A 22970-nucleotide genomic window follows, 5' to 3' on the forward strand; every position below is an offset into this window, starting at 1 on the left:
ATTTTCTTATAAATTTAAAGAGGCTGTACCATTTTCTGTCTATATTCAGCGAATTGACGAATAGAATAAGCAATTGAGAGAGCCATTTGTTTTCTCCAATTAGGATCGTTTAATAACTTTTCATCCTCTTTATTGGATAGATATCCGATCTCTATCAAGACAGAAGGGATATCTGAAGCTCTTAAAACTTGAAAATTAGCATAGCGATGAGGATTATTGATTAAGTTGATATGACTCTTCGATAAACTTGAAATAACACTATTTGCAAAATTAACCGAAAATGTATGCGTCTCACGCCGTGTAAGATCCATCAAGATATCTGTAACTTCAAGCGTTTCATCTGCAGGCAAACCATCAAGCAAATCAACTTTATTTTCACTTTCAGCTAAAGATTTCGCAATGGCATCAGAAGCTTTATCTGATATGGTATACACCGTAGCACCGCGAAGAGAATGTACATCAATCGTATCCGCATGAATGGATATAAAAAGATCAGCATCAAATTCTTGCGCTTTTTTAACTCTTTCGCTTAATCTTAAAAAAATATTAGAATCACGCGTTAAAGCAACGCTAATATGCGGGTCTTTTTGTAATTCTTCTCGCAATGCACGTGCAAAATCTAAAGTTACATCTTTTTCTAAAATTCCAGTGACCCCTCGCGCACCACCATCAATACCACCATGGCCAGGATCAAGAACAACACGAAAATTTTGCGCCGGAATCAACGGTAGTTTTGTATCAAAATTTCTCCTTTGCTGGCTCTTTAATATCTTATCAAATTTTTCTTGTGTACTTTTACGAATATCAACCAGCAACTGCCATAAACCACTGTCTAATCTTTTTACAATACTTTTTTCAACAACAAAAGCTGTTCTGCTTGTCAAAATAATGCGTGAAGTTTGTATGTCAGAGAAAGCATAACGGACATCTGAGAGCATAACGGACAATGCATTTTGTTTCTTTAAAGGCATATTTTGCATTGAAAAGTCAATTGTAGGTAAATTAATAACCAAACGTGCAGGCCTATCCAAAATCTGCAAACGAATATTTGGTTTTGAATTGAAAAGCGCAATTATACGTGTATGAGCACTATCACCAATGGTTCGAAAATTGATAAGTTTCAAAGGATCCGCAGCTTGAACACCAGTTTGACATAACAAAAAGAATAATAAAAAGCATATGAATTGCACAATAACATCCCAATAGGCTGTTTTCAGCTGTTGGGTAAAAAAAACTCTTATCATAAGCCCTCTTATCATAAGCAAAGTAGTCTACACAATATTTGTAATAATTTATCTCGGTTATATAAAAACGATACACCAGATTTATTTTCTATTTTCAATAAATGTTAAGCCCCTTCATTATAAACACCTAAAAATGAAATTACGGTCATAAAAATATTCTCATGATACATGATTTACATTGTTACTTGCCAAACGCATGATATCAACATAAAAGAATATCGGTGCTTCCTAGCTGATAATAGATCTAATTATCTGTAACTCATAGTAAGTTGTCTTTAAAGGGGTTGTTGCATATTATGCGTTGAGACTTTGTTATGGATGAAAAATTTCTATGTTATAAAATTAGGATTGCGTTATTTAAGATTCGTTGGTTCGGATATCCGGACTGTTTTACAGATTATTTTACCAGAGACTTTTAAGAAATATGAGTTATAAAAAACAGATGGAGATAATGATGAGAAATGGTGTAAATGCAGTCATGCATCTACACGGGATGTTCCATCCTGTTTTTCTGGTACCTCCCTTTTATGGCAGACAGCTCTTTACATCTACGAATAATTACATCGTTCGTTTGAATAAAATTGGGCATGTCGCCTTCAGGATATTAACTTATGTCAAACAAAATGCTTATAGATGCCTCTCATCCGGAGGAAACACGTGTTGTTGTTGTTCACGGCAACAAAATTGAAGAACTTGATTTTGAATCAGAACATAAAAAACAGCTCAAGGGGAATATTTATCTTGCACGTATTACGCGTGTAGAACCATCTCTCCAAGCAGCGTTTGTTGAGTATGGTGGAAACCGACATGGTTTTTTAACATTTTCTGAAATTCATCCTGATTATTATCAAATTCCTATTGCTGATCGCCTTGCTCTTCTTGAAGAAGAAGAAAAGGCAGCTGTAGGAGAAAATCCAACAGATGTTTTTACGGAAGAAACAACTAAAAATAAAAAACGCTCCAGAAGAACAAAGAAAAATGCGAAAAACAATGCTATAGCAGCCGATGTTGAAAATGATAATACCTCCGAAGCTGTAACTATTGATCATACAGAAGAAATATTAAATGCCGATGTTTCTTATGATGAGATCGAAATGGTCGGTGCTGAAGACATCCGTGAAGAACTCCCAACCTATCAAAGAAAACAAGGGCGCCAGTATAAAATTCAAGAAGTGATTAAACGACGTCAAATTTTGTTGGTGCAAGTTATCAAGGAAGAACGTGGGAATAAAGGTGCCGCCCTGACAACATATCTCTCTCTAGCAGGTCGTTATTCTGTTCTCATGCCCAACACAGCACGCGGTGGTGGTATTTCACGAAAAATTACGAATGTACAAGACCGTAAGCGTCTTAAAGAAATCGTAAAAGAATTAGCCGTTCCAAAGGGGATGGGCGTTATCTTACGAACTGCTGGCGCTAATAGAACAAAAGCTGAAATTAAACGCGATTATGAATATCTTATGCGGTTATGGGATACGATTCGCACTTTGACACTCGAGTCAACGGCACCATGCCTTGTTCATGAAGAAAGTAATCTCATAAAGCGTTCTATACGAGATCTTTACAATAAGAACATTAGTGAAATTCTTGTCTCTGGAGACCAAGGATATCGTGAAGCGAAAGACTTTATGCGTATGCTTATGCCAAGTCATGCAAAAGTTGTGCAACCTTATCGCGATCCTACACCTATTTTTGCAAGAAATAATATTGAAATTCAGCTTGATAAAATGTTGCAACCACAGGTTTCTTTAAAATCTGGAGGATATCTTGTTATTAATCAAACAGAAGCACTTGTTGCTATTGACGTCAATTCTGGACGTTCTACGAGAGAATTCTCTGTTGAAAAGACAGCTTTACAAACAAACCTTGAAGCTGCAGAAGAAGTAGCGCGTCAATTACGCTTACGTGACCTTGCTGGTTTAATCGTGATTGATTTTATTGACATGCTTGAAGAACGCAATGTGCGATTAGTCGAAAAAAAATTAAAAGACTGTTTAAAAAATGATCGTGCTCGTATTCAAGTTGGCCATATTTCACATTTCGGCCTTTTAGAAATGAGTCGTCAACGTATTCGCATATCAGTTTTAGAAAGTACAACACAACCCTGCCCCCATTGCGCAGGAACAGGAAGTATACGTTCTGAATCATCAATTGCTTTACATGTCATGCGCTCCATTGAAGAATATCTTCTTCATAATTCGCAATATAATATTATTGTGCGCACACCCGTAGCAACAGCGCTTTATGTGTTAAATCATAAACGCAATATTCTTGTTAATTTAGAAACACGCTTTAAACTTAATATTAGTATTGAAGCAGATGATAGTATTGGAACGCAACATCTTGTTATTTCTAAGGGCACAATAGCAGAAAGCATTTCTCAATCTCCATTGGAAGATGACAATAAGCAAGAAATTGAAGATTCTATTTTCATGAAAAATGAATCTATTGACAATTCTCCTCCCATTGAAACAAAACAAAAGCCTCGACGCAAAAATCGCCACGATGAAATTACTGATCCGTATCTTTCCACCATTCATAAAAAAGAAGAGACATTGAGTGGTGATTCTTATCGTCGAGGACGTCGTAGAGGTCGTCGTGGTGGTCGACGTAATCAAGATAATAATCTTCATCAGATTCGCATTCCTTATGCAGAACCAGTAGGAGATTTTGCTCAGCAGGCTTTAGCAGAAATTAAAGCAACACACCGCAAACGTCGTGTTCCATCTACTCAATCTTCTAAACCTGAAGAAATAAAAAATGATACGCAAGCTCTCGATGTACAACAGCAAGATGAAACAACAAAAGATGAGACAAATCTTAAACGTAAAACACGTAGAACACGTTCTTCAAAGGCGGTAGAAAATAATCTCTCTCTAGAGAATGATCAAAACATTGCAGAACAAAAATCTCTTGAAGAAAAGCCTGAAAGCAGTTCGGTACGTAAAATTAGAGCAAAAAAAGCAGCAAAATCTGTTCATGAAGATGAGGATAAAACCCCTGAAAACACTAAGAAATCAACACGTAGAACACGTAAAAATTCATCCTCTAAAGAAACAACAGAAATAGAAAAAACATTAGAGAAAGAAACTGATATGAAGGTGGAGAGAACTGTCGAAACTTCTCCTTCCCCAATTGAAGAAACAATCAACCAACCTGTTGTTATTTCATCAACATCTCATGATTCTCCTAAAACTGCGCGTATTGGTTGGTGGAAACGTAGAACTCTTTCAAAAAATTAACAATAAAAAGAAACCGCTACAATTTTTTGTGGCGGTCTCAATAAACAATCATAGAAAAAGTTTGAACCAATTCTATGGCCTATGTGTATTATTTTTGTTTTGCTTTCTCTTGCTCAGCCCGCATACGCTCTTCAATTTCTTTTTGATTTGATTGAATAGCTTGCTGCAGCTTTATTTGCTCTTGTTGGAAATCTTTTTCTTCCATACCAGGACCGGTATACGCCGCTGTAAATCCATTAAGAGAAAATTCAATAGGATTAGCTGAACCACGGAAATTAACAGTGGTTACAACCATTTTTGTACCACTTTTCATAGCTGCAATAAGCTTATCATCTAAAACATCATTGGCAATACAACTTGGTCCATTACAAATGATATAAGGAATTTTTTTAGAGAAGCCATCACCTATTTGAATGTGAACACCTTCTGGCAAAAAACGACCTGTAGGCACTTGAATACCTACACGTTTTTCATTTTGCTTCCCTTTTATTTCAACAAGATTAAAAGCCGTTAAAGGTTGTCCCGTATTCGATAATACAGTATTCATTGTATTACAAATATCAACATCATGCTGCTTACTGCAAACTTTGTACCAACCTTGCGATAAAGTCTGCGCATTTGCAGAAATACCAGCTACAAGAAAAAGGGCAACTGCTCCAACGAATACTGAAACAGCAGAATAAAAATTTTTATGCGACATGATTAAGCTAATCCTTTCAACGCGCTTTTAAGTAATTTTAAAAAAATATTAAGTATAGTTCCAATTTAAATTTTATTAAATTATAATGAAATAAAACTTAATTTCATTATTTTTACTTCAATATAAAAAAAAAAGTCAAATTTAGAGAAAAAACTACGACGATCTATGTAAACTTTTATATACCCATATAGCTTTCCCCTCTTTATCACACGGGTATTTGATGCAATTTATCCATAAAACACCTCTGTGCAATTGTGCTAAGATTACACAAACGAATCAATATTGCAATATCAATTAAAATAAACTCCTATGCACTTCTAAAAATCTTACGAATTTAAACTTTTTACCTTTCACGTTAGCCTATAAGGCTTTAGAAACAAATATTGCAATGCATAAAGCTCAAAAATATTGGATAAAATTTATATTTTCTAGATGTCCCTAGTATAAAAGTATAAATGAAAAAGATAAAATTAACTTATAAGAACATTTGATAAACTAAATCCCTTCCTAGCCTGCAGTTTTTGAAGAATTGTAAGGAATTTTTTCTGTAGGCACTTTTCTATCCCTATTTATGAAACAATAGTGGTATGCTTTTGTCATAAAACCGCTTTCATAATAAAAACTGTGTATTTTATATCTTTTGGCTAAAAATTGAGTTTTAAAATACGCTACTAAGGAATTATTTTTTCTTACTTTAACGACACATTTTCTTAGATATACAATCTATAACTGTCGAAAATATTATTATCAATAAACTTCCTTTAAAATAAAATGACATATTAATTTATAAGAATAATTTAATTTTCATAATGGAAATTACATATTGCCTCACGCCTTCTCACCACAAAATGAACCAAATAAATTGTCGACGTTTCAGTTCTTCAAAGTTTAAAGGGAGTTTCAATTTTTCTGGCTCCTTAATCCCACTATAAATACAATAACAACAGCACCGCTCAATACACATTTAGATATTATCGACTTCATTGCATCATCAGTTCCAGATTTAAATACAGCTCTTAATTTTTCGTGAGTTACTCGCTTTACATTTCCTAAACAACTCTATACTGATATATTAAACGTCATTATATTGTATCACTGTATGGAATCAACTTTTAGCTTTGTAATGTGCGTAAGAAAGCTTTTATAAAATTATCTTAATAAAAAATTATAAATTCTTATAAAACTTTCCTTATCTTTTGCAAAATCAAAGATATAAATTATAAATGATTTAAACTTTAACACACAAATAAATTAAACATATCATTCTGTCCCTTATACAAATAACTTAAAGCTATCAAACATCTCTCTTATCGTATTAATAAAACAAGATTTATTATACAATAATGAATAGTTATTAAAATGATTAAATTGTTCTTATGTGATAAAAATAACAATATATTTATGATAAAATATTTTTTATTATTTAGTTTATTAACTTTATTTTTTATTTTATTCACTTGAAGACATTTTTCATAAAGTTTCTAAAATATACTGTTATAAAAAAATAAATATACTTTTATTTTGGACAAAATTACTATAAGAACAAGAAAATACTCTCTAATTGAACCACTTCTCAACACGGGAACGCATACAATTTATAATATTCTTTCTCTTGTCTGGAAGCATTATATTATATATTTCTCTCGTGCTTCTACATAATAAGGCCACGCTTTTTACATTCGAAGGATGACGTATCATCATATCCTTTATACCATTAATTATATGTTCTTCAAAATCTGAAGCACTACCCTCCATATATTGCTTCAAAGTGTTTGATTAATTCAGGATCAATTGAATTAATTGCGTCTTTTGCCCAACTAAAATCTTCTTGCTTCCAACCAAAATCTTTCCGTAATAAAGCACCTACATCACTATACAACATACTCTCTTGAATTTTACAAGAAAGAATAATAATGGGATAATACTCTATCGTTTCATTAATATCTCTATCGTTAAGAATCTCCATATCTGCTGCATCACTACTTACTCCTTTCATAGGCACTTCGAGATTTTAGATATTTTTTTACTTTACTTATTTTCTCTTCATATTCTCCTACTCTATACTCTCTTGCTCTATGCGCTCTATGTGCCAATTCTGTCTTCTTCTTCGCTAACTCATTTAGTTTTGAATGAAGCTTATAACGCTCTTCATTAAGATCGCTTTGTTCTTGTATAAGCCTATCGTGCTCTATATTATGAGAAGGTATTTGCGAAAGCGTTAAATCAGCGAATATCTTTTCGATAAACTTTATCCTCTTTTCAATAACTTGTAGTCTTTCTTTAATACGCTTGTATTTCTCATCAAGCGTTAAACTAGAAAGCGATAACTCGGTTAAGCTAAACTCAGCATGAGCATCTTTTATGCCATATATGCAAGGCAGTAACAAAAAAAACTACCGTTAGAAACTTTTGTAATGAAGCAAGCATGTTATCTTAACCTAAATTTTTCTTTTTAGAGCACTTGTAGAAAATACTTATATGCAAATGCTATTATTGCGGTTACACTGTCTAAGCTAATTTCTTCATTATATCAATACGTGTTATTAGAGGCGCTCCAAATAAATATATAAGAGGCTTTCATTATAAACTTAAATTTAATTCTTATAAAAAATTAATAAGTGTTTATTTTTATAGAGTAATTTTATAAAAATAAGGAACAATTCCAAAAAAGTAGAGAAGCTGTTTTAGACAGAATGTTGTTCTACCATTTTCACAAGCTCAGTCATAATCTTTGCTGCTCCAATAAGTCTTTCATCAACGCTAGCCCAATCCCGAATAAGAGCAATACTTTGATCTGGACGAATTTTTGCCATTGAACCTTGTTTTCCTACCCACTGAACAAGAGCAACACTATTGGCGAAATAGTTATTGCGAAACTGTATGACAATCCCCTTTGGTCCAGCATCCAATTTTTCTACATGAGCTTTTCGACACAATATTTTGATATGAAAAACTTTAAGGATGTGTTGAACTTCAAGGGGTAAAGGACCAAAACGATCGATTAACTCGGCTGCAAATTCATCAATCTGTTTTAAATTCTCGAGTTCTGTCAAGCGTCGATAAAGCCCCATACGTAATGATAAGTCAGGCACAAAACTTTCTGGTATCATCACGGTTGTAGCGAGTGAGATTTGAGGTGACCATTGCTTATCCTCACTTAGCTCTCCATCTTTTAATTCAGCAACAGCTTCTTCAAGCATTTTTTGATAGAGTTCAAATCCAACTTCTTTGATATGTCCTGATTGTTCTTCACCTAAAAAATTGCCTGAACCACGAATATCCATATCGTGACTTGCCAACTGAAATCCAGCCCCTAATGTATCTAGAGATTGTAACACTTTAAGACGACGATCAGCTGCAGATGTTAAAACTTTACCAGACGGAAAAGTAAAAAGTGCATAAGCACGTTGTTTTGAGCGTCCTACCCTCCCTCGTAATTGATAGAGCGCAGAAAGACCAAACATTTCAGCACGATGCACAATTAATGTATTAGCTGTTGGAATATCAAGACCGGATTCAATAATGGTTGTCGATAGTAAAACATCATATTGTCCATCGTAAAATGCATTCATAATATCATCAAGTTGTCCAGCTGGCATTTGTCCATGTGCTGTAACGAACTTGAGCTCTGGAACATGGGTTTTGAGATATTCTTCTACAAAGGAAAGATCAGAAATACGAGGACAAACATAGAAACTTTGTCCACCACGATAGTATTCTCGAAGTAATGTTTCGCGTATAACAAGTGCATCAAATGGAGTAATAAAAGTACGAACTGCCATTCTATCAATGGGTGGAGTGGTAATTAATGAAAGTTCACGTACTCCCGATAATGCCAATCCTAAAGTTCGTGGAATGGGGGTTGCTGAAAGTGTAAGAACATGAATATCACTTTTAAGCTGTTTTAAACGCTCTTTGTGTTTTACCCCAAAATGTTGCTCCTCATCAATGATAAGAAGACCTAACCGTAAAAAATCGACTGCACCACTTAATAATGCATGAGTTCCAATGGCAATATCAATCGTACCATCTGAAATCCCTTTTTTGACTTGTGTGAGTTCTTTCCCTCTCACAAGCCTTGATACATGACCAATTTTAACAGGTAATCCTTGAAAACGCGAAATAAATGTTTTGTAATGTTGACGTGAAAGCAAAGTTGTCGGTACAACGACAGCCACCTGATATCCATTTAAAGCTGCAACAAAAGCACTTCGAATAGCTACTTCTGTTTTTCCAAAGCCAACATCACCGCATATCAAGCGATCCATCGGCTTTCCTGAGGCTAGATCGTCTAAAACGGCATCAATGGCGTTCATTTGATCTTCTGTCTCTTCATAGGGAAAACCAGCAACAAACTCATCAAATGGTCCAACTGGTGGAAGTAAAGCAGGCGCAGCACGGGTCGCACGCTCCGCAGCTATGCGAATTAATTGCCCTGCCATTTCCAATAAATGTTTTTTAAGCCGAGCTTTACGTGCTTGCCAAGCAACACCCCCTAATTTATCTAAAGTTACCTCTGTTCCTTCTGAGCCATAACGCGAGAGAAGCTCAATATTTTCAACCGGTAAAAAGAGTAAATCACCTCCGGCATATTTAATTTCAAGACAATCTCGTAAAATTCCAGTCGTGGTGATGGTTTTTAGACCAACAAATTGGCCAATACCATGATCAATATGCACAACAAGATCACCAGAATTTAAAGCAGAAATCTCAGAAATAAAATTTGTATTACTCTTACGCCGCTTTGGCGATCTGATGAAGCGATCACCTAAGATATCTTGCTCTGCTATAATAGCTAAATCTTCAGCCTCAAAACCATGTTCTATCATGATAACAGCTGCTAATATGCGATCTCGTGGTGTTGCTTTGACTGTTTGCAAGGATTTTACAACTTCTATTTTTTTCAATCCATGCTCATCAAGAACTTGTACCAAACGATTAAGAGACCCTTCACTCCAACACGCTAAAAGTACTTTTTTGCCAGCAGCGCGTAAAGATGTGATGTGATTAATAACACTTGAAAAAACATTTTTTTCTTGCGCATTACGCTCTTTTACAAAATCATATCCCTGTTTAACTTGTGCGTGAATAACTGTTTGTTCCAAACTTTGTGGAATATTAAAAGGCGAAAAATCAATACGCTGTGAAGATTGTTGCACACATTCCAAAACACGCTCTGGCGTTAAATAGAGAAGACTAGGTTCTATTGGATGATAAGAAGTAGAACCTTCGTTATCATTTTCGCGCTCTTTGCGCGCATTATAATAGTCTTTAATAAGGCGATAGCGCTCAATAAAAACTTCTTCTATGAGATGTTCAAAAACAAGCGGTAAGTTGCCACAATGGTCAAAAAAAGTATCAAGGCTTTCATAAAAAAATGGAAGCCAATGTTCCACACCAGCAAAACGCCGACCTTGAGAAATTGCTTCATAAAGCATGTTATTTTTTTGTGATACACCAAATGTACGGGTATAATTGCTTTTAAAACGGCTGATGCATTCATCTGTCAAAACAACCTCGCTCATTGCCTGTAATAAAAGTTCAGTTTTTTGGCGTATTGTTCTTTGACTTTCTGGATCAAATACACGGATGCTTTCTAGGGTATCTCCAAAAAAATCAAGACGTAAAGGCTCAATATCCATAGGAGAAAAGATATCTAGTATTCCTCCTCTTACAGCAAATTCACCAACATCACGGACAACCGTAACGCGTTCAAAACCATTGGTTTCTAGAAATTGAATAAGATTCCCCATGTTATGGCGTTGGCCAACATGTGCATAAATAAGCTGAGCTTTTATCATTTCACGGGGAGGCAATTTTTGCATAATTGCATTGGCTGTTGTTAGGATAATTGCAGAATGTGGATTTTGACGTAAATTGGCCATGCGTGCCAATGCTGATAGTCGACGTGCCATAATAGCAATTCCTGGTGACACGCGATCATAAGGCAAACAATCCCAAGCAGGAAATTGAAGGACGGGCAAATTGGGCTCAATAAAATTTAAAACTTGTTGTAAATGTGCAATTTTTGTTCCGTCTCGGACAACATAGATAAGTGGTTTACCTTGTGCAATTTCTGAACTTAATTTAGCAAGAGCAAAGGCTTCAAATCCATCCGTAACGCCATCAAAAATCATATGAACAGGACTATTGGGGGGAGTGATATTTTTTTTAAATATAGGCATTGAAATCAATAAGTTAAGTAAGTACGGTAATTGGCAATATCACGAAAAAGAGGACTATCAATTTCAGAGGGTGGTGCAATTTCTCCGGTCATCCATGTGAGTAAGTCGCGATCATCAAAAGACATAATATACTCAAGTTCGGAGAGCGTTTTATCATTCATCCCTGTGATATGAGCATTAACATAATGTCCAAAAATGAGATCCATTTCACGAATACCGCGATGCCATGCACGAAAAATCAATCGGCGACGACGCATATCCAATTGATTTTTGTCAACGACAAAAGCTGTCATAAAAAGTCTCCTTGAATAAAGTAATATAAACCATTCAATTAGTCGTATAAAATTTATACCTTGCCTTAAGGAAATTCAATAATCTTCTGATCTTTAAGTGTAATTCGACGATGCATTTGCTTTGCCAAAGCGTAATTATGTGTTGCAATAAGAGCAGAAAGACCAGAGTGACGAACAAGAACAGATAAAGCTTGAAAGACATAAGCTGACGTTACAGGATCAAGATTTCCGGTAGGTTCATCCGCCAAAAGAACCGAAGGGCCATTTGCTACAGCACGTGCAATAGCAACACGCTGTTGCTCTCCTCCCGATAACTCTGAGGGACGATGGTTTGCCCGATGAGAAATACGCAAATACATCAATAATTTACGCGCACGATCTTCTGCGATGGACTTGTTTAATCCAGCTATCATTTGTGGTATCATAACATTTTCTAAAGCCGTAAACTCTGGAAGTAAATGATGAAATTGATAGACAAAACCAATATCGTTTCGTCTGATAGCTGTTCGCTCACGATCAGAGCGCTTTGCACAAGAAACACCCCGTAACAATACATCACCAGCTGTTGGTTTTTCTAATAACCCCGCAATATGAAGAAGTGTTGATTTTCCAGCACCAGATGGTGCGACAAGTGCAACAAGCTCTCCACGATTAAGAATAAAATTCGCTTTATCTAAAACAATGAGCGGCTTATGACTTTCAAAAAAGCGTCTTTCAATCTCTACAAGCTCTAAAATCGCTGTCATTATTCATACCTCAAGGCTTGTACGGGATCTAGTTTAGCAGCGCGCCATGCCGGAATGAGAGCAGCAAGAAATGACAAGAATAAAGCCATAAGAGCAACCAAAACAGTTTGCTTCCAATCAATTTGTGCAGGCAGTTTTGTTAAAAAATAAAGTTGAGGATTAAAAACATCGACATTAAATAACCAAGAGATAAAGTCTTGGATATGATTAATATTCGCGGTCGCGATAACACCTAAAATTAAGCCTAATATCGTTCCAATAAAACCAATCATCATTCCTGTGATAATAAATATACGCAAAATTGCACTCTGTTGAGCACCCATTGTGCGTAAAATTGCAATATCATGACTTTTATCTTTTACAAGCATAATAAGGCCTGAAATAATATTTAAAGCAGCAACAAGAACAATCAGAGAAAGAATGAAAAACATAACATTCCGTTCAATCTGTAAAGCTGAAAAAAAAGCCTGATTACGTGTACGCCAATCAATTAAATAGACCTGTTGATCAACTGCGTTTTCTACAACAGGTTTTATTTGATCAACAGCATCAGGATCGTTTAGAAATAATTCTACTGACTGCACCTTATCGCCTAAATTAAAAAACATTTGTGCTTCATGGAGAGGCATAAAAACAAATATTGAATCATATTCAGACATACCAACTTCAAAAATAGCAATGACTTTATAAGCTTTTACACGTGGTGTAACACCAAAAGGTGTCTCATCACCATCAGGGGTAATAATACGAAGATCCCTCCCAACTGTAAGCCCTAATTTTTCTGCTAAACCACTTCCAATTGCAACACCTTCTTCTTGATCAAACTGAGAAATCGAGCCTAATTTAATGTTTTGAGAAACTGTTTTAAGTTTTTCTAGATCTTGTTTGCGCATACCACGAACTAACGCACCAGAGCCACCTTGAACTTCACCTTGAACAAGCGCTTGACCTTCAATAACAGGCAAAGCAAACTTCACACCATTTGTAGCTTCTAAAGAAGAAATAAGAGTCTTATAATCAGAAAAACCAGAATCAACTGTTTGAACAATAAGATGCCCATTCATACCAAGAATACGATTGAGAAGTTCTGTACGAAAGCCATTCATCACCGCCATAACGACAACTAGAGCGAAGACTCCCAACATAATCCCAATAAGAGAAATAATTGAAATAACAGATGCGACGACATGCTTTTTATTGGGAATCATATAACGAAAAGCGATCATCCACTCATAAGATGAAAAGCATTTATTTTTCAGCCTCTTCATAACATTTCCTATTAAATTATAGAAAGTTGGCTGAGTACATCTTCAACCTTTAGAGATTTTTTTACACCTATTTTTCGATCTTTAATTTCAACTTCATTTTGTGCAATGCTGTTTGGGCCAACAATGATTTGCGTTGGCAAACCAATCAAATCCATTGTTGCAAATTTTGATCCAGGACGTTCATTTCTATCATCTAATAATGGATCAAAACCAGCATCCTTTAATCCCTGATAGAGAAACTCACATGCTTTTGTACATTTTTCATCATCGGGTTTCATATTGATAATCCCAAAATCAAACGGCGCCATCGACTTTGGCCAAATAATCCCCTTTTCATCGTGAGAAGCCTCAATAGCGGCCGCAACAAGACGTGAAGGTCCAATCCCATAAGATCCCATCGAGACCACATGCTCTTTTCCATCTTGTCCCATAACTTTTGCTCCCATTGGAGCAGAATATTTCGTCCCAAAGTGGAAAATATGCCCGACTTCAATACCACGCGCTGAAAGACGATCTTCCTCAGAAATTTTAGCCCACTCTTCTTCATTATGCATTTCTTCTGTCGCGGCATAAAAAGATGTCCACTGTCTAACAGTATCATCTAAAACAGCTTTATCACTAAAATCGATTGAACTGTGGGGAACGCTCAGTTCAAGAAATTGTCTATCACAGAAGATAGCACTCTCTCCTGTTTCTGCCAAAATGATAAATTCATGACTAAGTTCACCCCCTATTGGACCTGTATCTGCACGCATGGGAATTGCTTTTAAGCCAAGGCGAGAAAAAGTGCGTAAATAAGCCACAAACATACGATTATAAGATGTTTTAGAGCCTTCATAATCAAGATCAAAAGAATAAGCATCTTTCATTAAGAATTCTCGTGCCCGCATCACACCAAAGCGTGGGCGAATTTCATCACGAAATTTCCATTGAATATGGTACAAATTAAGCGGAAGATCTTTATAAGAACGAACATAGGAGCGAAAAATATCTGTCACCATCTCTTCATTGGTCGGGCCATAAAGTAAATCACGCTTTTGACGATCTTTAATGCGGAGCATTTCCAAACCGTAATCATCATAACGACCACTTTCTCGCCAAAGATCAGCAGATTGAATTGTAGGCATCAATATTTCTATTGCACCAGCACGTTCTTGCTCTTCACGAATAATTTTACAAACTTTATCAAGCACTTTTTTTCCTAACGGAAGCCAAGAATAAATCCCAGATGTTTGTTGTCGAATCATCCCAGCACGCAACATAAAACGATGAGAAATAATTTCTGCTTCTTTAGGATTCTCTTTTAAAAGTGGAAGGAAATATTGAGAAAGACGCATTGAAATAATTAACTCCTACTCAGATCTATCATATTGGAACAATTTAATATACCCTCTATTCATCTATAGCCGCATTCTGAATACTTGCAAATATAACGATCTTATTGTTTAAAAATTTGTTGTGCTTTATTCTCTATTTTTCTTATTGAGCAATAAAATAAGAATGCTCTTCTTTTTTTAATAACGTAATATGGAAATGCTTTATTTTGACTGATGTAAAAAAACTGTACAGAGAGGTTTTTTTTGCCAAATTTCATAAACAGCCGCTCTCACTGCACGTCGTGTTGCCTCTCGAATAACTTCATTATTTTTCCGCTTCATACGTGGAATATTATAAACTGTATTTTCCACAACCTTTAAAAGAATATCTTTTAAATTTTCCCCCTCTCCATTACTCTCAGGGAGTCCCAATATGCTTAGACCGATATCATCCAATAACTCATGCTTGCTATTCATATGGAGAGAAACCGCAACATGACCAGCATAACTTAATTTTCTACGCTCACGAATCCCTAGCTCATACTCATCTCCAAGAAGACAGCCATCTTTATAAATACGACCAACAGGCACGTGATCAATAACTTCTACAGGCGTTGGTGCAAGACGTAGCATATTACCATTTCTAATATCCCTAACAATTTTAATCCCTGCTTGACGCGCTAAAGCAGCTTGAGCAGTAAGATGTATTGCCTCACCATGCACAGGCACAAGTATCTGTGGTTTTATCCAATCATACATCTGTAAAAGTTCTGAACGACGGGGATGACCTGAAACATGAACAAGGGCATCTTCATTTGTAATAACTTTAATACCCAAATCGATGAAGCGATTTTGTATCTCAAGAATCGCTTTTTCGTTTCCTGGAATACTTCGCGATGAATAAATAACAGTATCTCCAGTAGAAAGCGCAATATTCCTCATCCCCTCACGTGAAAGTTTAGCCAAAGCTGCACATGGCTCACCTTGGCTCCCTGTGACAATTAAAACAAGTTCTTTTCGTGGGATGTAACCATAATCATCTTCCGTTACAAATGGCGCTAACCCATCCATATAACCAAGCTCTTGTGCAACCATAATACTTCGCTTAAGGGAACGCCCAATGACAAGAACCTTACGCCCAACAGCTTGAGCAGCAAGAGCAATAGAACGTATCCGACCAATATTAGAAGCAAAAGTTGCTATTGCAACACGCCCTTCAGCCTTCGAAATAATCTCAGAAAGACTGGTTTGGACCTGCTGCTCTGATGGAGATATACCATCTCGACATGCGTTTGTAGAATCACAAAGCAATGCTAAAACACCTTTGTCGCCTAACGCTCGAAATCTTTTTTCATCCGTTACAGCTCCAAGCGAAGGGGTATGATCAATTTTCCAATCACCCGTATGGATTACAGTTCCCAAAGACGTTGTAATGGCTAAAGATACAGATTCTGGTATCGAATGATTAACAGCAATAGCCTCTATGGTAAAGGAACCAACCTGAAAACAATCCCCTGCTTGAAAAATATTGAATGACATTTTTTGAGATTCAAAATCTGATTGCCTTTTACTTTCCAATAACCCTGCCGTGAAAGCTGTACAATAAACTGGAACTTGTAATTTTGGCCATAAATCAAGAACAGCCCCATAATGATCTTCATGTGCATGTGTTAAAACAAGACCACGTATATTATGTTTTTCACTTTCTAAAAAACGAATATCAGGGAGAACAAGATCAACTCCTGGTAATTCAGAACCAGCAAAACTCACGCCCATATCAACAAGTAACCATTCACGAAGATTTTGGGAGCCAAATCCATAAGCAGCCAAATTCATTCCTATTTCACCTACACCTCCCAGAGGTAAAAAAACAAATTCATTTTTATTGGTTGCAACCATTAATATCTCCCAAATCATTAAGATAATCTGATGGTAAAATAATTTCGTTAATAACCGCCTGCATGAACAGAAGCAGCCGAACCAAAATGAACATCTCCCGCTGTTATAATGGCTGTCTGACCATTTTTTTGTTTTATGATGCAGTTAAAATCACGATCAAGTCCCTCAAAAATACCCTCAACGATTTTTTCATCATTCATTACTTTGACATAGTTTCCGAGGTGAGCAGAATATAAAAGCCATTTATTTCGGATTATTTCACACCCTTTTGGTTGTTTCCAAAGAAGGTAATTTCTAGAAAAAGATTCTGTCAAAACTGTAAATAACTGTTCTGCTTCAATATGCAAACCGATATTCTTTAAGCTTGAAGTGGGATAGAGTGCAACTTCATAATTATATTTCACATTTATTCCAATACCAATAACCAATGCATTTTGTTGTGATGGCAATTTTAAAATTTCGAGCAAAACTCCTGAGCTTTTAGCACCTCTAAGCAAAATATCGTTTGGCCATTTTAAGCTCACAATATTGCCTGTTTGCTTTTCATCTTTTATAAATTGTTTTATTGCCTCTGCCACACTGACTCCAGCAACAAAACCAAGTTGAGCCGCCGTTTGATGAACGATATCATCCATTAACAATAGACTAGAATAAAGGTTCCCTTTTGGACTATTCCATGTCCTCCCTCTTCTTGCCCTTCCTTGTAATTGCTCTTGCGCAACAATCCAAAGATAACCTTGATGACCAGTTTGCGCTTTTCGTTGCGCAATGAGATTGGTTGAATCAACACTTTCGTACGATTCAACAGTGTATCCTTGTTTCTTTGCAAAATCTGATAAAATATAAACCATATTCATTAAAATAATGCAGCGGCCGCTTTTTCTGCCAATTCAGCAAACCAAATCCCAAAAAAGGTGTAAAATAAGATAAATAATGCAGAAAGACCAAGACAAAACTGAAGCTCTTTTGATAAAATAACAAAATGCGCTTTTGCGTCATCAAACCACATAATTTTAATAACCCGTAAATAGTAAAAAGCGCCAACAACGGAGGCTATCATACCAACAATAGCAAGAGGTGTCAGACCAGCATGAACAGCAGCAGAAAATGTATACCACTTCCCAAAAAAACCAGCCATAGGGGGTATACTGGCTAGCGAGAAAAGCTGTATTGTCATGACAATCGCCATAAACGGATTTGTCTTTGCTAACCCTGAAAGATCATAAATATTTTCAACATTGCCACTCTGAGATCGCATTCCAAGAATAAAAGCAAATGAGCCAAGAGTAACACCAAGATAAATGGTCATATAAAGGATAACGCTTTTTACCCCAAGCATATCTCCAGCTGATAAACCAACAAGTGCATAGCCCATATGACTAATCGATGAATAAGCCATTAAACGCTTAATATTATTTTGCCCAATTGCAGCAAACGCACCAAGTATCATTGATGCAAGTGCCATGAAAACCAAAATTTGTTGCCATGCAGGCATCACACTATCAACACACCCTAGGGGAATAAAGGCCATCACAATAATACGGATGATTAAAGCCATTGCAGCAACTTTAGGCGCCCCAGCAAAAAATGCTGTAATCGGTGTTGGGGCACCTTCGTAAACATCAGGTGTCCACATATGAAATGGAACAGCAGAAATTTTGAAAGCCAAACCAGCTAAAATAAATACAATTCCAAAAATAACCCCCAATTGTAAATTTTCACCTTTTAAAGCAAGAGCAATTTCGTGAAAACCAATTTGACCGGTAAAACCATAAAGCAAAGAAATACCATAAAGCAGCAATCCTGAAGATAATGCTCCTAAAACAAAATATTTTATACCGGCTTCAGAAGATTTTACATTATTACGATTAATCGCCGCTAAAACATATAAAGCTAAGGATTGTAGTTCTAATCCCATATAAAGCGACAGCATATTCCCCGCTGAAATCATAAACATCATGCCAAGGGTTGCAAAAAGAACAAGCACTGGAAATTCAAATATATTGAACTTTTGCGCATTAGCAAAACCAACAGACATAATAAGAGCAAAAAGTGCACCAACAAGCGTTAAAATTTTCATATAACGACCAAAAGAGTCAATAATAAGCGCATTGGTTTGAAATGCGCCACTTTTCGGAAAAACGATGAGAATAATAATGGTTGCCACCAGAAGAGCCATGGCTAAACCTGTTACTGTTAAAGAAGCACGTGCATTGGAATAAACACCAACCAAAAGCAACACTATTCCCCCTAATGCAATTAAAATCTCTGGAAGAATTAATACGAGTTGTGTTATTATTTCACTTTGCATGAGAATTCTTCCCTTATCTAGTGTAATTTATTGATGAGGGCTTCTACGGAAAACGCCGTCGCTTTAAGAAGTGGCGTTGGATAGATACCAAAGAATATTGTAAGAATAACCATCGGATAAAGAATAAATTTTTCCCTTAAAGAGAGATCTATCAGTACTTTTAAATTCTCTTTATCCAAGGAACCAAAAACCACGCGCCGATAAAGATAAAGAGCATAGGCTGCTGATAAGATAACACCTGTTGTCGCTAAAATAACAACCAATTTATTCACTTGAAAAACACCTATTAAGGTTAAAAACTCACCCAAAAATCCTGAAGTTCCAGGAAGTCCTATATTTGCCATGGTAAAGATTAAGAAAACAACAGCATATTTGGGCATATTATTTACCAAACCACCAAACGCTGAGATTTCACGTGTATGCAGACGATCATAGATTACCCCAACACAAAGAAATAAAGCTGCGGAAACAATTCCGTGTGACAGCATCTGATAAATAGCCCCTTGTATTCCCTGCTCATTCGCAGCAAAAATACCCATCGTTACATATCCCATATGCGCTATTGAGGAATATGCAATAAGTTTTTTGATGTCACTTTGAACAAGTGCAACCAACGAGGTATAAATAATTGCAATAAGCGATAATGTGAAAACAAGAGGTGCAAAATCTGCTGAAGCGATAGGAAACATAGGTAAAGAAAAACGAAGGAAACCATACCCACCTAATTTGAGTAAGACACCGGCTAAAATAACAGAACCTGCTGTCGGTGCTTCCACATGAGCATCAGGGAGCCACGTATGAACTGGCCACATCGGCATTTTAACAGCAAAAGAAGCAAAAAATGCGAGCCATAACCATATTTGCATATGGGCAGGAAACTGATAATTGAGTAAAGTTGGTATATCAAGTGTTCCTGCCTGCCAATACATAGCCATAAGAGCAACCAGCATAAGCACTGAACCAAGCAAAGTGTATAAGAAAAACTTGATACTTGCATAAACACGACGCGCACCACCCCACACCCCTATAATGATAAACATTGGAATGAGGCTACCTTCAAAAAAAACATAAAATAATATTGCGTCAAGAGCACAAAAGACCCCAATAATCGCAACTTCAAGAAGAAGAAAAGCAATCATATAAGCTTTTAATCTCTCTTTAACATTCTCCCAGCTTGCTAAAATACAGAAAGGTAAAAGAAAAGCCGAGAGAACAACAAAAAGAATAGAAATACCATCAACCCCCATATGATAGCTAATGCCATTCCCTAGCCAACTGAATTTTTCAACCATTTGAAAATTGGGGTTGCTAAAATCAAATCCTATCCAAATAATTAAAGAAATAACAAAAACAAATATCGTCGTAAAAAATGCGACATTGCGTATATTATGGCGTGCAGCTTCACTATCATCTTTGATAAACAAAATCAGAAGCACACCCACAAGTGGCAAAAATGTAACCGTAGAAAGAATAGGCCAATCGGTCATTAGTTTACGCCCCCGATCATCATCCATGTAATCAGCAATGCAACACCTATAAGCATCGCAAATGCATAGTGGTAAAGATAGCCTGTTTGCATCCGAACAACTCTATTTGTGATATCAACAACACGCGCTGCGATACCATTAGGACCTAGACCATCAATAATTTTACCATCTCCCACTTTCCAAAGAAAAGAACCAATCTTAAAGGTAGGACGAACAAACAAAAAGTTATATAATTGATCAAAATACCATTTTTGGTAAAGAAAATTATACACTCCTGGCATAATTCCAGCCAACTTTTTGGGAAAAGAAGGAAAAGCAATATAAAATAAATAGGCTAAAATAAATCCAAGACACATCGCTATAAATGGTGACCATTTTACCCAATTAAAAACGTGGTGGGCATCATGAAGAATATGATTGTGACTGCTTGTAAACAATGCTCCCTTCCAAAAAGCATCATAAAAGTCACCAAAAAAGTAAGATTGGAAAACGACACCTGCAAATATTGCCCCAAGAGATAAAATAAACAGTGGCATTAACATAACTGGAGGTGATTCATGAACATGATGCATAACATCAGCTGTTGCCCGTGGCTTCCCATGAAATGTCATAAAGATAAGCCTCCATGAATAAAAGCTTGTTAAAAAAGCCGCAAAAACAAGGAGATAAAAAGCATATCCTGAAGCAATATTATGAGATACAAAAGCAGATTCTATAATTGCATCCTTTGAAAAAAAACCAGCCGTCCCAAAAATTGTTCCTGGGATTCCAACACCGGTTAATGCAATGGTTCCAACCATCATCATCCAATAAGTGACCTTTATATGCTTGCGTAAGCCACCCATTTTGCGCATATCCTGTTCATCAGATACAGCATGAATGACAGAACCTGCACCAAGAAATAATAAGGCTTTAAAAAAAGCATGTGTAAAAAGATGAAAGACAGCAGCACCATAAGCTCCAACACCTAATGCCACAAACATATACCCGAGTTGAGAACATGTAGAATAAGCAATAACACGCTTAATATCATTCTGCACCAATCCCACAGTTGCTGCAAAAAATGCTGTTGTTGCGCCAACAATAATAATCACAGTCAAAGCAATCGAAGAAAGTTCAAAAATTGGCGACATACGCGCAACCATAAAAACACCCGCCGTTACCATTGTGGCAGCATGAATAAGTGCTGATACAGGCGTAGGTCCCTCCATTGCATCAGGAAGCCAAGTATGTAAAAGAAATTGTGCTGATTTTCCCATCGCACCAATAAATAATAAAAGACATGTAATGGTAAGTGCAGCCTGTCCATCAAGCTGCCAACCTAGAAATGTCAAATCTTGTATAAAGCTATTGTCTGCAGCTTTTGCAAAAATAGAGGCAAAATCAACTGATTGGAATAAAACGAAAATACTAAATATTCCTAAGAGAAAACCAAAGTCTCCAACACGATTGACCACAAAAGCTTTCATTGCAGCCTTATTAGCAGAATCGCGCTGAAACCAAAAACCAATCAAAAGATAAGAAGCAAGTCCCACACCTTCCCAGCCCAAAAACATCTGAATCAAATTATTGGATGTCACCAACATAAGCATCATAAATGTAAACAAAGAAAGATAAGAAAAAAAACGGGACCTTGAAGGGTCATGGTGCATATAACCAATTGAATAAATATGCACTAATGCCGAAACACTGTTCACCACAACAAGCATAACAGTTGTTAATGTATCAATATGAAAAGCCCAATTAAAGCTTAAATCACCAATGGTGAGCCAATGTAATACTAATACATCAATCGCTGAATTATGACCAAGTGCAAGATTGAAAAATGCTATCCACGACAATATGGCAACAATCACCATAAAGCTACATGTTATCAATTCGCTTGCACGATCTCCTATCGTTTTTCCACCTAGTGCAGCAATTAAAAAACCCAAAAGCGGAAGAAAGACAATCGTATAATACATCACGGGTTAGCCTTTCATTACATTAACATCTTCAACCGCAATGGAACCACGATTACGGAAAAAAACGACAAGAATTGCTAAACCAATGGCAGCTTCAGCAGCTGCAACGGTTAAGACAAATAAAGCAAATATCTGACCAACGAGATCATGAAGAAATGCCGAAAATGCAACAAAATTGATATTAACGGAGAGTAATATAAGCTCAATAGACATCAAAATAATAATCACATTTTTTCTGTTGAGAAAAATTCCAGCAATGCCAATTGTAAACATCAAAGCAGAAACAGTGAGATAATGCGCAATATCAATATACAT

The 22970-nt window shown here is 36.2% G+C and carries 16 protein-coding genes; 1 reads left to right on the forward strand and 15 read right to left on the reverse strand.

The genetic code is table 11. The features are described 5' to 3' along the window. Positions 1-14 precede the first annotated feature (14 nt). Complete coding sequence (locus NNJ85_RS04695; RefSeq protein WP_254474047.1) at positions 15-1244, reverse strand: N-acetylmuramoyl-L-alanine amidase; 1230 nt, start codon at positions 1242-1244, stop codon at positions 15-17. Positions 1245-1855: 611 nt separating this feature from the next. Between NNJ85_RS04695 and NNJ85_RS04700 the strand changes: the two genes are divergently transcribed. Next, on the forward strand, positions 1856-4486 hold the full coding sequence (locus NNJ85_RS04700) for a ribonuclease E/G (RefSeq protein WP_254474049.1): 2631 nt from the start codon (positions 1856-1858) through the stop codon (positions 4484-4486). Between the two features lie 88 nt (positions 4487-4574). Here the strand turns inward: NNJ85_RS04700 and NNJ85_RS04705 are convergent, their stop codons facing one another. The 14 genes from NNJ85_RS04705 to nuoK form a co-directional block, all read right to left on the reverse strand. Then, positions 4575-5186, reverse strand: a complete 612-nt coding sequence (locus NNJ85_RS04705; protein WP_254474052.1) for an invasion associated locus B family protein — start codon at positions 5184-5186, stop codon at positions 4575-4577. A gap of 1744 nt (positions 5187-6930) precedes the next feature. Next, a complete protein-coding gene (locus tag NNJ85_RS04710) occupies positions 6931-7182 on the reverse strand; it encodes a hypothetical protein (protein WP_254474053.1) in 252 nt (83 codons plus the stop codon). Then, the gene (locus NNJ85_RS04715) at positions 7166-7573 is read right to left on the reverse strand and encodes a hypothetical protein (protein ID WP_254474055.1); all 408 of its coding nucleotides are present in this window, start codon (positions 7571-7573) and stop codon (positions 7166-7168) included. The genes NNJ85_RS04710 and NNJ85_RS04715 overlap by 17 nt, the downstream gene beginning before the upstream one ends. A gap of 297 nt (positions 7574-7870) precedes the next feature. Next, positions 7871-11371, reverse strand: a complete 3501-nt coding sequence (gene mfd, locus NNJ85_RS04720; RefSeq protein ID WP_254474057.1) for a transcription-repair coupling factor — start codon at positions 11369-11371, stop codon at positions 7871-7873. Between the two features lie 5 nt (positions 11372-11376). Beyond that, entirely contained in the window at positions 11377-11664 is a 288-nt protein-coding gene (locus NNJ85_RS04725) for a succinate dehydrogenase assembly factor 2 (RefSeq protein ID WP_254474059.1), read from the reverse strand. Positions 11665-11729: 65 nt separating this feature from the next. After that, the gene (locus tag NNJ85_RS04730; protein ID WP_254474061.1) at positions 11730-12410 is read right to left on the reverse strand and encodes an ABC transporter ATP-binding protein; all 681 of its coding nucleotides are present in this window, start codon (positions 12408-12410) and stop codon (positions 11730-11732) included. Next, positions 12410-13678, reverse strand: coding sequence for a lipoprotein-releasing ABC transporter permease subunit (locus NNJ85_RS04735; protein WP_254474065.1), 1269 nt, complete (start codon positions 13676-13678; stop codon positions 12410-12412). Before NNJ85_RS04735 ends, NNJ85_RS04730 begins: the two co-directional genes overlap by 1 nt. A gap of 11 nt (positions 13679-13689) precedes the next feature. Continuing rightward, entirely contained in the window at positions 13690-15015 is a 1326-nt protein-coding gene (proS, locus tag NNJ85_RS04740) for a proline--tRNA ligase (RefSeq protein WP_254474067.1), read from the reverse strand. A 201-nt stretch (positions 15016-15216) separates the two neighbouring features. Next, the gene (locus tag NNJ85_RS04745; RefSeq protein ID WP_254474069.1) at positions 15217-16893 is read right to left on the reverse strand and encodes a ribonuclease J; all 1677 of its coding nucleotides are present in this window, start codon (positions 16891-16893) and stop codon (positions 15217-15219) included. A gap of 47 nt (positions 16894-16940) precedes the next feature. Then, positions 16941-17750, reverse strand: coding sequence for a biotin--[acetyl-CoA-carboxylase] ligase (locus NNJ85_RS04750; RefSeq protein WP_254474070.1), 810 nt, complete (start codon positions 17748-17750; stop codon positions 16941-16943). Then, positions 17750-19204, reverse strand: a complete 1455-nt coding sequence (gene nuoN, locus NNJ85_RS04755) for an NADH-quinone oxidoreductase subunit NuoN (protein ID WP_254474071.1) — start codon at positions 19202-19204, stop codon at positions 17750-17752. Before nuoN ends, NNJ85_RS04750 begins: the two co-directional genes overlap by 1 nt. A 17-nt stretch (positions 19205-19221) precedes the next feature. After that, positions 19222-20691, reverse strand: a complete 1470-nt coding sequence (locus NNJ85_RS04760) for an NADH-quinone oxidoreductase subunit M (protein WP_254474864.1) — start codon at positions 20689-20691, stop codon at positions 19222-19224. Continuing rightward, positions 20691-22655 (reverse strand): NADH-quinone oxidoreductase subunit L, encoded by a 1965-nt coding sequence (gene nuoL / locus NNJ85_RS04765; protein ID WP_254474865.1) that lies wholly within the window; start codon positions 22653-22655, stop codon positions 20691-20693. The genes NNJ85_RS04760 and nuoL overlap by 1 nt, the downstream gene beginning before the upstream one ends. Before the next feature lie 6 nt (positions 22656-22661). Further along, positions 22662-22970, reverse strand: coding sequence for an NADH-quinone oxidoreductase subunit NuoK (nuoK, locus tag NNJ85_RS04770; protein ID WP_120102367.1), 309 nt, complete (start codon positions 22968-22970; stop codon positions 22662-22664).

This window comes from Bartonella sp. B1098, from assembly GCF_944896145.1.
In the GTDB taxonomy this organism is placed as follows: domain Bacteria; phylum Pseudomonadota; class Alphaproteobacteria; order Rhizobiales; family Rhizobiaceae; genus Bartonella.